The organism is Halorubrum sp. Atlit-26R, assembly GCF_003666015.1.
Taxonomy (GTDB): domain Archaea; phylum Halobacteriota; class Halobacteria; order Halobacteriales; family Haloferacaceae; genus Halorubrum.
The window spans coordinates 59,248-72,887 of record NZ_QPLT01000007.1 but is presented as its reverse complement, the minus strand read 5'-3'; the positions used below and the strand labels follow the sequence as shown (position 1 = coordinate 72,887).

15 protein-coding genes and 1 pseudogene are annotated in these 13,640 nt (G+C 71.3%); 9 read left to right on the top strand and 7 right to left on the bottom strand.

Annotation, left to right across the window (positions count from 1 at the left end; genetic code table 11):
* Positions 1 to 159 precede the first annotated feature (159 nt).
* Complete coding sequence (locus DVK07_RS09400) at positions 160 to 1,098, top strand: carbohydrate kinase (RefSeq protein ID WP_121596812.1); 939 nt, start codon at positions 160 to 162, stop codon at positions 1,096 to 1,098.
* 142 nt (positions 1,099 to 1,240) lie between these two features.
* On the opposite strand, the pseudogene DVK07_RS24195 reads toward DVK07_RS09400, so the two are convergent.
* Positions 1,241 to 1,318, bottom strand: a pseudogene (locus tag DVK07_RS24195) (TrmB family transcriptional regulator sugar-binding domain-containing protein); the annotation flags it as partial.
* 126 nt (positions 1,319 to 1,444) lie between these two features.
* On the opposite strand from DVK07_RS24195, the gene DVK07_RS09390 reads away from it, so the two are divergent.
* The 3 genes from DVK07_RS09390 (at position 1,445) to DVK07_RS23285 (ending at position 3,156) form a co-directional block, all read left to right on the top strand.
* Entirely contained in the window at positions 1,445 to 2,437 is a 993-nt protein-coding gene (locus tag DVK07_RS09390; protein ID WP_121596811.1) for a hypothetical protein, read from the top strand.
* A gap of 114 nt (positions 2,438 to 2,551) precedes the next feature.
* Complete coding sequence (locus DVK07_RS09385) at positions 2,552 to 2,851, top strand: hypothetical protein (protein ID WP_017344529.1); 300 nt, start codon at positions 2,552 to 2,554, stop codon at positions 2,849 to 2,851.
* Between the two features lie 128 nt (positions 2,852 to 2,979).
* Positions 2,980 to 3,156 (top strand): hypothetical protein, encoded by a 177-nt coding sequence (locus tag DVK07_RS23285; protein ID WP_199719459.1) that lies wholly within the window; start codon positions 2,980 to 2,982, stop codon positions 3,154 to 3,156.
* A gap of 59 nt (positions 3,157 to 3,215) precedes the next feature.
* Here DVK07_RS23285 and DVK07_RS09380 read toward each other — a convergent pair whose 3' ends face one another.
* The gene (locus DVK07_RS09380) at positions 3,216 to 4,283 is read right to left on the bottom strand and encodes a type II glyceraldehyde-3-phosphate dehydrogenase (protein ID WP_121596810.1); all 1,068 of its coding nucleotides are present in this window, start codon (positions 4,281 to 4,283) and stop codon (positions 3,216 to 3,218) included.
* A 184-nt stretch (positions 4,284 to 4,467) separates the two neighbouring features.
* Here DVK07_RS09380 and DVK07_RS09375 point away from each other — a divergent pair, with 184 nt between their 5' ends.
* Positions 4,468 to 5,418 carry an aminopeptidase gene (locus DVK07_RS09375; protein WP_121596809.1) on the top strand — a complete coding sequence of 317 codons (951 nt, stop codon included), beginning with the start codon at positions 4,468 to 4,470 and terminating at the stop codon, positions 5,416 to 5,418.
* A 523-nt stretch (positions 5,419 to 5,941) separates the two neighbouring features.
* Here DVK07_RS09375 and DVK07_RS09365 read toward each other — a convergent pair.
* Positions 5,942 to 6,832, bottom strand: a complete 891-nt coding sequence (locus DVK07_RS09365; RefSeq protein WP_121596807.1) for a hypothetical protein — start codon at positions 6,830 to 6,832, stop codon at positions 5,942 to 5,944.
* 144 nt (positions 6,833 to 6,976) lie between these two features.
* On the opposite strand from DVK07_RS09365, the gene DVK07_RS09360 reads away from it, so the two are divergent.
* From DVK07_RS09360 to DVK07_RS09355, 3 genes are all read left to right on the top strand, one after another.
* Positions 6,977 to 7,960, top strand: a complete 984-nt coding sequence (locus DVK07_RS09360; RefSeq protein ID WP_121596806.1) for a nucleoside recognition protein — start codon at positions 6,977 to 6,979, stop codon at positions 7,958 to 7,960.
* Positions 7,961 to 8,014: 54 nt separating this feature from the next.
* A complete protein-coding gene (locus DVK07_RS23280) occupies positions 8,015 to 8,179 on the top strand; it encodes a hypothetical protein (protein ID WP_199719457.1) in 165 nt (54 codons plus the stop codon).
* Between the two features lie 117 nt (positions 8,180 to 8,296).
* Complete coding sequence (locus tag DVK07_RS09355) at positions 8,297 to 9,592, top strand: CaiB/BaiF CoA-transferase family protein (RefSeq protein WP_121596805.1); 1,296 nt, start codon at positions 8,297 to 8,299, stop codon at positions 9,590 to 9,592.
* A 105-nt stretch (positions 9,593 to 9,697) separates the two neighbouring features.
* Here DVK07_RS09355 and DVK07_RS09350 read toward each other — a convergent pair whose 3' ends face one another.
* Genes DVK07_RS09350 through DVK07_RS09335 form a run of 4 tightly spaced genes read right to left on the bottom strand, consistent with a single transcriptional unit; the run spans position 9,698 to position 12,303 of the window.
* Entirely contained in the window at positions 9,698 to 10,618 is a 921-nt protein-coding gene (locus DVK07_RS09350; RefSeq protein WP_121596804.1) for a CoA ester lyase, read from the bottom strand.
* A complete protein-coding gene (gene aceA, locus DVK07_RS09345) occupies positions 10,618 to 11,658 on the bottom strand; it encodes an isocitrate lyase (RefSeq protein WP_121596803.1) in 1,041 nt (346 codons plus the stop codon). Before aceA ends, DVK07_RS09350 begins: the two co-directional genes overlap by 1 nt.
* A 4-nt stretch (positions 11,659 to 11,662) precedes the next feature.
* Positions 11,663 to 11,905, bottom strand: a complete 243-nt coding sequence (locus tag DVK07_RS09340) for a hypothetical protein (protein ID WP_121596802.1) — start codon at positions 11,903 to 11,905, stop codon at positions 11,663 to 11,665.
* The gene (locus tag DVK07_RS09335) at positions 11,902 to 12,303 is read right to left on the bottom strand and encodes a hypothetical protein (protein ID WP_121596801.1); all 402 of its coding nucleotides are present in this window, start codon (positions 12,301 to 12,303) and stop codon (positions 11,902 to 11,904) included. Before DVK07_RS09335 ends, DVK07_RS09340 begins: the two co-directional genes overlap by 4 nt.
* Positions 12,304 to 12,592: 289 nt before the next feature.
* Here DVK07_RS09335 and thiL point away from each other — a divergent pair, with 289 nt between their 5' ends.
* Positions 12,593 to 13,504, top strand: a complete 912-nt coding sequence (gene thiL, locus DVK07_RS09330) for a thiamine-phosphate kinase (RefSeq protein ID WP_121596800.1) — start codon at positions 12,593 to 12,595, stop codon at positions 13,502 to 13,504.
* Positions 13,505 to 13,640 lie beyond the last annotated feature (136 nt).

The window sequence follows — 13,640 nt, the reverse complement described above, 5'->3', positions numbered from 1 at the left end:
GGACCGGACGACTCGTGAACCGAGCGCCGGCGACTCACTCCCGCGTGTCGAGGGGAGCCGATCCGGTATGGGTGTCGCTCCGCGCCGGGGTGGCATCCGCTCGCGCCCCTGTCCGAATTTTTATGTTTTTCATACTCGTGACTCCGAGCATGGTGGCGCATGACGCGTGAGGCCCTTGTCGCCGGCGAGGCCCTGATCGATCTCATTCCGGACCGTCCCGGACGGCTCGCGAACGTGGAGTCGTTCTCTCGACGGGCGGGCGGGGCGCCGGCCAACGTGGCGGTCGGGCTGGCGCGGCTCGACCGGACGCCGTGGTTCTGTACCGCGCTCGCCGACGACCCGTTCGGCTCGCATCTCGCGCGGGTGCTCGACCGCGAGGGCGTTCCGGACGACTTCGTCACGGAGGTTCCGGACAGCCGGACGGCGGTGGCGTTCGTCTCGCACGGCGAGGACGCCGACCGCGAGTTCACCTTCTACCGCTCGGAGGCGGCGGACAGGCGCCTCGACACGAGCGTCGTCGGCGACGACGTCCTCGAGTCGGTCGAGGTCGTCGTCGTTGGGGGCGTCACGCTGACCGTCGAGCCGGCGCGATCGGCGACGTTCGACCTCGTCGAGCGGGCCCGCGACCGGAACTGTCGCGTCTTCTTCGACCCGAACGTCCGCCCCGAGCTGTGGGAGACGGAGCCGACGCCCACGATAGAGCGGATGCTCTCCGAGACGGACGTCCTCAAAGTCACCCGCGAGGACCTCGAGGGCGCCGGCCTCCCGACGACGACCGCGGAGGTCCTCGCCGCCGGCCCGGACGCGGTTTTCCTGACCGAAGGCGGTTCCGGCGCGCGGCTGGTCGCCGACGAGGGCTCGCGGTGGGCCGCCGGCGAGTGGCACCACCCCGGATACGAGATCGAGGACGTCGTCGACACGACCGGCGCCGGCGACGCCTTCTCCGCCGGGGCGATCGCGGGACTCGTCGACGGCGACGACCCGGACGGTATCCTCGGGTTCGCCAACGCCGTCGCCGCCGCGTCGACGAAGCGCCGCGGTGCGATGGCCGCGCTTCCCGACCGGGAGGCCGTCGCGGAGCTGCGCGACGGGGAGTGATCCGTGCCGCGCGAAGCGCCGGAGACGCCGTCGTCCGCGATCGCTCGGCGGGTTCCGTCCCGGCCCGTAGCGACGGGTACTCGTCGACGTCCGCGACGTCGGTGATGACGATCCGAGTCGCCTCGACGTCGGTGATGACGATCCGAGTCGCCTCGACGTCCTCGACCACGGCGTTCCAGCCGCCGACGCTGATCCGGTCGGTGCCGGTGTCGACGACCAGCAGTACTCGTCCCCGGAGGGGCCGCGGGAGCGGGCGGAACTCGCCGCGGCCGTCGGGGCCCGGGACGCGTCACGTCGCACCGAGGTCGACCTCACTCTTTTGCCGTCCCGGAACGACTCGGTGCGTATGCCCTCCGAGAGCCGAGAGCCCCCCGCCGCCGACGCCGTCGACGCCGCCGATGGCGTCTCGACGGCCGACGACGGCCGCGGCGTGACCGAGGGGTCCGAAACTCCCCGCGACTCGGAGGCGACCGCCGAACGCGACCCGATCGAGTGGGGGCCGGTCCGTCACGACCGCCTCCGCTCGCTCGCGGCCGGCGCGACGGTCGGGATCGTCGGCACGGTCCTCGTCTCGATCGGCGCCGTCGCGGTCGCCGCGCTCGCGGGCGCCGCCGCCGGCGAACTCGCGCTCCCGAGCGTCGGCCTCGCCGAGGCCGCGGTCGGCGTCGGGTTCCTGTTCGCGCTCGCGGTCGCCACCCTCCCCTCGCTGTACGTCTGGTACCGCGAGACCTCGGTCAGCGAGCTGACCGGCTCCCGGCTCCGAGAGGCCGCGGGCGCGCTCAGTCCGGGGTGGACGCTCGCCGGGTTCGGCGCCGTCGTCGCCGCGGCGCTGGCGGCGCCGTCCGACTTCCTCCCCGCCCTCTGGCCGCTGTTCTGGCTCGTCTGGTTCGTGCCGGCCGTCGTCCAGTCGTCGGGCGTAGTCGTCCGACTGGATTCGGTCGAGGCGACGGTCGAGCGACGGTACCCGCACCACGACCGGACCCGGAGCGACGACCTCGGGGCGGTACTCCGGACGCGGCGGGTCGACCTCCGGTGGACGACGCTGTTCCTGCTCGCGTACCGCGGAAACGCGTGGTTCCGGTCGACGCCGTGGCTGTTCGTCCCGGTGGAGCGCGCCGACGCGGTCGAGTCGGCGCTCGACGCGGCGCTGGCGGAAAGCGACGGGCCGGACCGCGCGAGCGTGCCCGAGCGGCTCACGCTCGCGGCGTTAGGGTCGTTCTCGCTCGTCGTCGGCGTGCTGATGACCGTCGCGGCCGGCGAGGGGGCGGGCGGACTGGCGCTGGCGCTGCTCACGGCGCCGTTCTCCCTGCTCTTCCTCGTGCTCGCCGCGCGGCTGTGATTCGGCTGCGCGCCCGCCGGCAGGCGGCGGAACGTCCGGTCGAGTCCTCTCGGCGTCACCGGACGTGCCACCCCCTACCACGCGACTGATATACTCGCGGCACGTAGATTGGCCATGGACAGAAAGCGTCTGGAACGCGCACTCGAAGACGAGTTCGGCGGGACCGAGGCCGAGCGGCGCGCCGTCTCGCGGTCGGCCCGCGACCTCGTCGACTCCGGGCGGCCCTCCGAGGACCGCGGCCACGGACTGACCGTGACGGGGGTGATCGGACACTTGGAGGACGCGCCGGACGGCTCCTCGCTCGTCGAGCGGTGGAACTGGTGGATGGGCGCGCTCGACGCCGCCTACGGCGGCTACGACTACTTCACGGTGCGGTTCGTCGAGGACGACGAGGCGACGGGGCTCCGCCGGTAGGGCGGGAGGGGGACGAGGTCCCCGTCCGTCCACGTCCGGATCGCCCGGCAGCGGTTCGGAGCCGTCTACTTTCACTTTCACTCCGCGGATGGCTCGCTTATAGGGGCTGTCCGGTCGAACGGTGAGGTATGAGCGCAGTCACCGCCGACCGACCGCGGTACGCGACGCCGACGCGGGTGGACGTCACCGACTGTCGAACCGACCGCCTCCCGGACCGGGTCCGGGCGAACCGCGTCGACGGCAGCGAGGTCCACCTCGAACGCCGGGGCGGGCGGACGTTCCTCGTCACGCGGCCGAGCGAGTGACCGCCGGCTGCGGGCGGTAGCGAACCGAGAGCAGTCAACGAAGGCGGTCAACGAGGACGTCAGTCGTCGGCCGGCAGTTCCGTCCGGACCAGGTCGCCGTCTCCGAGTCGGCTGTCGAGGCCCACGCCGAGCGTCTCGTTCGTACGCGCGACCGACTCGGCGGCGTCGACGTCGGTCGCCATCGCGCGGACCGCGTCGACGTTCTCGGGGACCACGTCGGCCTCCTGGTGGACGTTCTGGAAGAGGTAGAGGTCCCGACCGGTCACGCTTATCGACTCCTCCCAGACGCAGTTCTCCCAGAGGTCGCCGCGGGGCCGCCCCGCGTCGGCCGCGTACTCCTTCAGCGCGCCGGCGCCGTCGATGCCGGCGCCTTCGGGCACGAGGAAGATCCGGCTCTCGTCGGCGAGCAGGTCGCGGACGGCCGCCGGGTCGGGGTCGGTCTCCAGGGTGACGTTGACGCTGTGGGTGTGCATCCCCGTCACCGGCGCCTTCAGCGCCGCGGTGTCGACGGTCACGTCGGGGAGGACCTCGTTCACGTCCGGGCCGTGGTGAGAGGGGACCGTCGCCGGGTCGGGGACGATGTCGTTTATCGGACCGCGGTCGGTCTCGTTCGGGTCGCCGCCGCGGCGCACGAGCGTGACGCGCGCCTTCTCGACGCCGTAGGTCTCGTCGAGCGGCGCGAGCAGCCGCGAGAGCGCGGTCGTGTTACAGGAGACGACGCGGACGGAGTCGGCGCCGCGGGCGGCCTCGAACCGGCCGCGCGCGTTGAAGGAGGCGTCGGCGACTGCGGCGTCCTCGCCGCCCTGGAAGATCGCCTTCGTGTCGTGCGCCTCGTACACCGGCGCGTTGCGCTCGCCGACGCCGGAGGGCGCGCAGTCGACGACGACGTCGACGGCGTCGAGGAGGTCGCCGAGCGTCCCCGCCAGGTCGACGCCGGCGGCCGCAAAGTCGTCTGCGCGGTCCTCGACCGCCGCGTAGAGATCGTAGCCCCGGCGGGCCGCGGCCTCGACGCCGTAGTCCGGCGACGCCTTCGTCACGCCGACGAGCTCCATGTCGGCCTGGGCCGCGACGGCGTCCGCGACCCGCTTGCCGATCGTGCCGTAGCCGTTGACGCCTACGCGTATCATACCTGCCTGTCGCTCGGGGAGTGGTATAATCTTTTCGAGGATCGTAAAATGAAATTAACTACCCCACGAGTAATCGATCGGTTAATTCGACGCCGATCGGCACCGGACGTAAATAATTCAATTACGAAATAGAGTAAAATCGTCGATGGCAAGGCCTAACGCTCGGGCGAACGGAGGCGCGAGCATGGCAGCCGACCTCTCCGACGCCGCGGCGACCGCGGTCGAACAGTGTCTGAACGTCGCCCCCGACGAGTCGGTCGTCGTGGTCACCGACGACGAGCGCGAGCCGATCGGTGAGGCGCTCTACGCGGCCGCGTGCGCCGTCACCGACGACGCGACGGTCCTGCGGTACCCGCCCGCGGACCAGCACGGGACGGAGCCGCCGGCGCCGGTCGCGGCCGCGATGCGGGAGGCGGACGTCTTCCTCGCGCCGACGACGAAGAGCCTGAGCCACACCCGCGCCCGCGGCGCGGCCTGCGACGCCGGCGCGCGCGGCGCGACGCTCCCGGGCATCACCGAGGACGTGTTCACGACCGGGCTTGACGCCGACTACGCCGCCATCGACGCCGCCTGCGACGACGTGCTCGACCAGGTCGGCGACGCGGACGAGGTCCGCGTCACCGCGCCCGCCGGCACCGACATCACGTTCGGGATCGGCGACCGCGAGTGGCTCGCCGACACCGGCATGGTCCGCGAGCCGGGCGACTTCTCGAACCTCCCCGCGGGCGAGGTGTTCGTCGCCCCCGAGACCGCGACCGGGACCTTCGTCGTCGACGGGACGATGATGCCCCACGGCCTGCTCGACGAGGACCAGACACTCGCGTTCGAGGTCGAGGACGGGTTCGTGACCGAGATCGGCGACGACGAGATCCGCGCCGACGTGGAGGCGGCGGCCGAGGAGGTCGGGGACGCGGCGTACAACCTCGCGGAACTCGGCATCGGGACCAACGGCGGGGTCGAGGAGCTCGTCGGCTCGGTCCTCTTAGACGAGAAGGCCGGCGGCACGGTCCACATCGCGATCGGCGACAACGCCGGGATCGGCGGCGAGACGGACGCGCCGCTCCACCTCGACGGCATCATCCGGAACCCGACCGTCTACGCCGACGGCGAGCCGATCGACCTGCCGAAGGCGTAAGACGGCACAAGGCGGGAATCTAACTTTTCATTTATAAAGGATCGGCGGTGCGGCGGCGCGTGCCTGCGAGCGGCCGCCCTCGGCGGCCGCGAGGCGCACGCGCGAGGGAGTCGGGCGCAACGAGGGCGACCGGAGGGAGCCCGAAGGCGCGCCCGACGAGGCTGGGGAGGCGTGAGGTGCGGGGCCGTGCGGGGCGGGGCGGGGCTCGAAGGGGCGGCCGTGAGGCGGGCGCAGGGGACGGAAGCACCGCAGCGAGCGAACGGAGTGAGCGAGTGAGGAGCGCACCGAGCGTGCGCCCGCCTCACGGCCGGGGCTTCGGCGGCGGTCGTCGAGATCAGCTATTTATAAGCACAACAGTTTCCGTACAGCCTCACGGCCGGGGCTTTGGAGGTGTTTACCGCCGACCCGCGGTCAGTTATTTATACACCATCGGCCAGGACATCGGAGAGCGTCGTCGATCTGCTAGCGATGATTTATAAGCGAACGATCGAGATTTCGGGGCGCTCCACACAGTATCTCCAACTCATTCCACGACCGCGAGCGCCACGCCGTTCACGTCCCGGACGCCGACCACTTGGTGGCGCCAGCCGTCGCCGGCGTCGACGCAGAGCGTCCCGGCGTCAGTGACCGCCACCGACACACCGGGCCCGTACCCGAGCGCTACCGCCGTCTCGTCCACGGGTAGATCGGTGACTCCCCACGTCTCGTCCCCCCACTCACCGCCCGCACCCGAGTGAACCAACAGATCGCCGTCGACGACCGCCATCGCGTGGCCGTCGCCGTCGGCCGCGACCGCGTCCGCGACGCCCTCCCGGACCGTCATCCAGCCGTTGCCGAGCCAGTAGAGCCCCGCACCGGTCGCGGCGAGCGGCATCCCGGACCCGGCTACGTCTCGCGCATCGTCGAGGCCGACGTCGGTGAGCCTCCCCGCATCGACCCGGTAGACCCCCTCAGCGCCCGCGACGAGCGCGCCGTCGACCGCGCGCGGCTCCGCCACGGAGCCCAGCCGCGCTGTCGACGCGACCGCCGTCCCGCCGTCCTCGAACGCGACGCGCTCGATCGCGCCGTCCTCACGCGCGACGAGGATGTCACCGCCGTCACGGCCCTTCCCCACGCCGACCGCGACCGCCGGCTCGTCGTCGACCGGCTCGAAGTCGGGATCGTCCCCGACCGCGGCGACCGAGAGCCCGTCCGGAGTCGCGGCGGCGACGAGGTCCGCCCCCTCGCCGCGCGCGAGGACGGCGACGTCGCGGGCCGCGTCGCGCGCGACCATGTCGAACGCGCCGATCTTGTCGGCCGACAGCGAGACGCGGACGATCCCGGTCCCCGTCGCGACGTAGGCGTCGGTGCGGCCGGCGCTGCCCGCGTACACGCGCTTTTCGTCGATCGAGATGTCGTCCTCGGCGGGAGCCATCGGGAGGGCGTTCTCCGCGGCGGGTCATAAGCCCCGCGCGCCGGCGCTCCCGTCCCGGGCTCGGGCACCGTCGCGCGTTCCGACGCCCCGGGAACGCCCGCGCGTTCCGACGGCCATTTGGCCGGCCCTCCCCTACATTGATCCGTGCAATCGGTCGCCGCCGACCTCGCGACGCTGCTCGCGGACGTGGTCCCCCGGCTGGCCCGGATCACGGCGTTCATCGCGGGCGGCGTCTTCGCCGCCAACGTCGCCGTCGCGTTCGGCTTAGTCCGGTACGTCGCCGGGCTCGCGGGGTGGCTCACGCGGCCGGCGAACCTCCCCGACGAGGTCGGCACGGCGATCCTCACGACCGCGGCGTCGACGACCGCGGGCTACGCCACGCTGGCGGAGTACCGCGAGGCGGGCCTGCTCGACGACCGCGCGACGCTCGTCGCCGTGGTGATGAACACGTTCTTCGGCTTCGTCCAGCACGTCTTCACCTACTACGTCCCGGTGTTGATCCCGATCCTCGGGGTCACGACCGGCGCCGTCTACGTCGGCGCGCGCGCCGGCATCGCGCTGGTAATCACCGTCACGGGCGTCGTCGCGGGCGGCCTCCTCCTCTCGGAGGCGAACGTCGACCGCTCCGCGCTCGCCGACGTCGACGCGACCGGCCCCGAGGCCGACGACCGCACCGACCGCGAGCGCGTCCGTGACGCGGCCGAGAAGTCGTGGAGCACCCTCCGCCGGATCGTCCCGCGGCTCGCGGTCGTGTACACGCTCGTCATCTGGCTCGTCACGACGTACGACGTGACCGCGCTGACGAGCGTCGCCGAACCGATCACGGGGGTGCTGGGGCTGCCGGGCGAGGCGGTTCCCGTCATCGCCGTGTTCACGCTCGACACGACCGCGGGCGCGGCGACGCTGGCCGGGACCGAGGCCGGAACCTTCACCACTCGCACCGCGGTCGCGTCGCTGCTCATCGGAAGTATCCTCTCCTTTGCCGTCTCGACGTTCCGGCGCTCGATCCCCTTCCAGTACGGGATCTGGGGCGCGTCGTTCGGGACGAAGGTGATCGTCGTCAACACCGCCCTGAAGCTGGTCTTCATCTCGGCGACGGTCGCGCTGCTGCTCGCGCCGGTGTGGTGAGTCGGTCTCACGCGAATCAGTAGGTTCAACACCGCCCCGGACCGATCGGCGCGCATGGCGCTCGAAAAGGACGTGGACTGTCCCGCGTGCGGCGAGACCCGTTCGTTCTACCGGACCGCGGCGATGACGCTCCACCTCGGCGAGAAGACGAAGTGGCGCTGCCCCGACTGCGAGTACGGCTACGTCGAGATCAACGGTATCGACACCCTCCCGGCCTGATCCGGCCGCCCATCCCTGTTTTTCATTACCACCACCGCGCCGCAACACTCACTACCCCGGCGGTTGAGCCGGATCGCATGAACCGGATACGGCGACGGTCCGCGGAGGCGATACTGCGTGGTCGGTGAGGCGCGCGAGCCCGAGAGCGACACGGGGCCGCTGGACGGCGTCACGGTGCTGGACCTCTCGCGCGTACTCGTCGGGCCGTTCTGTACGATGCAGCTCGGCGACCTCGGCGCGGAGGTGATCAAGGTCGAGCGGCCCGGCCCGGGCGACCAGACGCGGACGTGGGTCCCGCCGGCGTTCAGCAAGGGCGACGGCGGCGAGGGGCGAAAAGGCGACGGCGAGGATGGCGAGAGCGACGAGACCGAGGACGGCGCCGAGAGCGCCTACTACGTCAGCGTCAACCGCAACAAGCGCTCGATCCAGCTGGACCTGACGACCGAGGCGGGCCGCGCGGTCGTCCGCGATATCGCGCGCGAGGCGGACGTCCTCGTCGAGAACTTCCGGGTCGGCAAGACGGAGGAGTGGGAGCTCGGCTACGGCGACCTCGTCGAGGAGAACCCCGGGCTCGTCTACTGCGGCATCTCCGGCTACGGCGAGTGGGGCCCCGACCGCGACAAGCCCGCGTACGACATCATGATGCAGGCGCGGGGCGGGTTCATGTCGTTCACGGGCGTCGAGGGCGGCCCGCCGGTCCGGATCGGAGTCGCGCTCGCCGACGTCGGCGCCGGCATGTACGCGACGCAGGCGATCCTCGCGGCGCTGCTCGAACGCGAGCTCGGCGACGGAAGCGGGCAGAAGATCGACGTGAGCCTGCTCGACGGGCAGGCCGCCTGGACCAGCTACATGGCGACGAACTACTTCGCCAGCGGCGAGCCGCCGGGCCGGATGGGGAGCAAACACCCGAACATCGTCCCCTATCGGGCGTACGAGACGGCGGACGACTACGTCGTCGTCGCCTGCTCGTCCGACCGGTTCTGGCCGCCGCTGTGCGAGGCCATCGACCGCCCCGACCTGCTCGCCGACGAGCGGTACGAGGAGAACGAGGGGCGCGTCCGGAACCGCGACGAGCTCGACGCCGAGTTAGCGGAGACGTTCGCGGCGATGACGACCGACGAGGCGGTCGAGCGGCTGGACGACCACGACGTGCCCGCGAGCCGCGTCCGCGACGTGGGCGAGGTGTTCGACGACCCCCAGATCGAGGCGCGCGGGATGCTCGAAGAGGCCGAGCACCCGACCGCGGGCACGGTGCGGTTCCCCGGGTCGCCGATGCACTTCTCGCGGACGCCGACGACGGTCCGCCGCCACCCGCCCGCGCTCGGCGAACACACGGAGTCGGTCCTCCGCGAGTACGGCTACGGCGACGGGGACATCGACGAGCTGCGGGAGCTCGGCGCGATCGCGGAGTAACGTTCTCGGAGCAGCGATTTCGGAGTGACGATACCGGCGAGCGCCCGGCGAGCGCCCGGCGAAAAAGGATGCCCGAGTGCCGCGACGACCTCGGAGCGTCCCGGCCTACAGGATCCCCGCCTGCTCGGCGCGCGCGACGATGCCGCGGGCCATCTTGTCGGTCGCCTCGTCGACCATCTCGCCGTCGACCGAGACGGCGCCTTTGCCCTGCTCTTTCGCCTCCGCGTAGGCGTCGACGATCCGGCGGGCCTTCTCGGCCTCCTCGGGCGAGGGCGCGAACGTCTCGTTGGCGGGCCCGATCTGGCTCGGGTGGATCGCCCACTTGCCGTTACAGCCGAGCTGGCTCGCCCAGCGACAGGAGTCGCGGAACCCCTCCGCGTCCTCGATCTCGGCGTACGGGCCGTCGATCACCTGAAGGCCCTGTGCCTTCGCGGCGTGGGCGATGCGCGCGAGCTGGTAGTGCCAGTAGTGGCCGGGGTAACCGCCGCCGGAGCCGATCGTGAGGCCGGCGGCGCCGACGTTGGCGGTGTAGTCGCCGGGGCCGAACACGAGCGACTCCAGGCGGTCGCTGGCGCGGGCGATGTCGGCGACCTTCGTCATCGCCTCCGGCGACTCGATCTGCGCCTGGAGGCCGATCTCGCCGACCGGCAGGTCGTTGTTCTCCTCGACCTGCGTCAGCAGGTTGGCGACGGTGGCGACCGTCTCCGGGTTGTTCGCCATCGGCACCATGATCGTGTCGAGGTGCTCGCCGGCGCGGCCGACGACCTCGATCACGTCGTCGTAGAACCACCGAGTGTCGACGCCGTTCATCCGGTAGCAGGGCCGGGTGTCCGACCAGTCGTACTCGATCAGCCCCTCGATGACGTTCTCGCGGGCGTCGACCTTCGCCGAGGGCGCGACGGAGTCCTCGAGGTCGAGGAACGCCTCGTCGGCGCCGGAGTCGGGCGCCCGTTCGATCATCTCCGGGTCGGAGCCCGGCGTGGCGAGCTGGCTCCGCCGGAGCGTGACGTCTTCCGGCCCGCCCATCAGTCGTCGCCCTCCGAGGCCGTGATCGGGTCGTTCTCGTCTTCGGTGAAGCCGGCCGACTCCTCTTGGCGCTGTCGCGCCTCGGGGTCGAACTCGGCCTCGATGTCCTGGTACCGCGGGACGAAGGAGAGCTCGTGGTGGCTCTCGGTCTCGTGGCCGATGTACCGCTCTTCGAGGTCGAACTGCGCCTCCTCGTCGTTCTCGGCGATGTTCGCGAAGTCCTCGTAAGCGGCGTGGGCGCCGGAGTGGAGCCCGTACAGCGTGATGAAGATGTACTGGTAGCCGAGGTCGCCCAGTTCTTCGAAGGTGAGCGGATCCTCCTCGGCGCCCCACTCGAACGAGGAGGAGTAGTTGAACGCGAGGTCGAGGTCCGGGTGCGTCTCGTGGATCGTCTCGGCGTACTCGACCGCGTCCTCGCGGGACGGGTCGGGCATCTCGGGCCAGACGAGGTCGACGCCGGCGTCGGCGTAGATACGGCCGCGTTCGAGGTGCTCCTCCCAGTCGCCGTTCGCGGAGCCGTACGCGTCGGTGCGGGCGATGATGACGGTGTCCTCGCTCTGCTTGGCGTCGACCGCCGCCTCGAAGCGCGAGCGGGCCTGCTCGCGGGAGACGATCTGCTTGCCCGCGATGTGGCCGCAGCGCTTCGGCGAGGTCTGGTCCTCGATGTGGACCGCGGCGACGCCGGCCTTCTCGTACTCGCGGACCGCGCGCCGGACGTTGTGGACGCCGCCGTAGCCGGTGTCGCAGTCGGCGACGACCGGGAGGTTCGTCGCCTCGACCATGCGCTTGGCGTTCTCGACCATCTCCGACATGGTGACCATCTCCAGGTCGGGGAAGCCGAACTGGCCGAGGACGGTCGAGTAGCCGCTCATGTACGCCGCGTCGAGCCCGGCCATCTCCGCGAGGCGAGCGTCGAGCGCGTGGTAGATCCCGGGCGCGAACGTGTACTCCTGCTCGTCGAACAGCTGGCGGAGCTTCCGGCCGGCCGGGTTGTCGATATCTCTGTCGAAGACGTCGTCGTCGAGTTCGTTGGGATTCATCGGATTACAGCGTGGAGTCGTCGGCTGCGGTGCGGTTCGACGCGGCGCGGCGGCCGTCGGTGGAGCGTCGGTCGGCGCGGCGCTCGTCGGCGGGACGGCTGTCGGCGCGGCGCTCGTCGGCGGGACGGCTGTCGGCGCAGCGTTCGCCGTCCGTGCGCGCGGTGGGCACGAACGTCGTGGAGTCCGGTCGCGGGCCGTCACCGGTGCCCGCCATCGGGACGGGGCGGCGCGTCGCGTTCGCCGTCATCGGGACCCCCCGTCCGTCCGCGTCCGCGAGGCGGGACGCAGGTCGGGGACGAGCGGCGCGTCGCGCTCGCCGTCCGTCGGCGGGCGGGTCGGCCGACGGGTGTCGGTCGCCGTCGGCTGCGAGGTGTCGGTCGGCTGCCGGCTGTCGGTCGGCGGCCGGCTGTCGGTCTGCGGCGGCGAGCCGGCTGTTCGCGTCTCCGTCGCTCGCCGGGTCGTGATCGTCGGGACCAGCGGCGCGCCGGCCTCCTCGGTGAGCGGGGTCCGGCCGGGGATCGTCCGCGGAGAAGTAGTCGTCGAGGTCGACTCGGTCCGGCGGTCGGAGCGGGTCGTCGAGTCCGTGTCGGTCGTGCCGTCTGTGCGTCGGGTCGTGTCGTCGGGCGTGTCGTTAGGTGTCGTCATCGGGTCGTGTGGGCGGTTGCGGCGGTCGTCTGGTGATCGAGTCCGTGCGTCGGGTCGCTGCGTGTCCGTGTACGGGTACTGCCATTGCGAACGGAGGAAATCGGAGGAGGATATTAAACATAGTGATTGATAATGATAATATTCGTTAATGTGTATTGCCCGTTTAAATGTTTCATGGCAACACGGAACACGGACGGGGCGGCCGCCCCGGGTTCGTGGGCCGCCGACGTCGACGTCGCCCGTCGCCCGGACCGATCGCTTATTGGGTCCACGCGCGGAGATTCGGGTAGTGAACGAGCGCGACGCCCTCCGAGCCATCGCCGCCGACCTCCCAGCCGCGGGCGACGACGCAGCCGTCGTCGACGGGACGGTCATCACGACGGACATGCTCCACGAGCGGACCGACTTCCCGCCCGGGACGACGCGGTACACCGCCGGCTGGCGCGCGGTGGGCGCGTCGCTCTCGGACGTCGCCGCGATGGGCGCGGCCGCGCGGGCCGCGGTCGCCGTCTACGCCGACGAGGTGTTCGACCGCGAGGAACTGACTCGGTTCGTCGCGGGCGCGGTCGACGTCTGCGAGGCGGTCGACGCGGAGTACGTCGGCGGCGACCTCGACGAGCACGTCGAGTTCACGACGGCGACCACCGCGATCGGGGACGTGACCGAGTCCGGCCCCGTCACCCGCGACGGGGCGCGGCCGGGCGACGCGCTCTGCGTCACCGGCGAGTGGGGGCGGTCCGCGGCGGCGCTGCGGCTATTTAAAAAGGACTCCGACGAGGCGGTCGAGCGCGCCAACGAGCTGTTCCGGTTCACGCCGCGGGTGGCCGACGGGCTCGCGCTCGCTCCGAGCGCGACCGCGATGATGGACTCCTCGGACGGGCTGGCTCGGTCGTGTCACCAGCTCGCGGAGGCGAGCGGGGTCGGGATCGAGATCGAGCGGGACGCGGTTCCGGTCCACCCGGCGGTCGAGGAGGTTGCCGAGGATACGGCGGAGCGGTTCGAGCTCGCCGCGCACTTCGGCGAGGACTTCGAGTTGGTCTGTGCGGTGCCGGAAGCAGAGGTTGATGAGGTCGAAGAAGCGTGTCCGTCCGGGTTCACCCGGATCGGGACGGTGGTTGAGGAGCGTGATGAGGGAGACCAGCCCGTCCTCGCCGACGGCGAACCCCTCCCCGACCGCGGCTTCACGCACGGCGACGAGTAAGTCGGCGAAACATCAGTCGATCGACCGCCCGACAGTTGATTTTATAAATAGCCGATCGACACGAACGCTCCCGAAGCCCCGGTCGCGAGGCGGGCGCACGCTCGCTGCGGTCCTCAGTCACTCGCTTCGCTCGTTC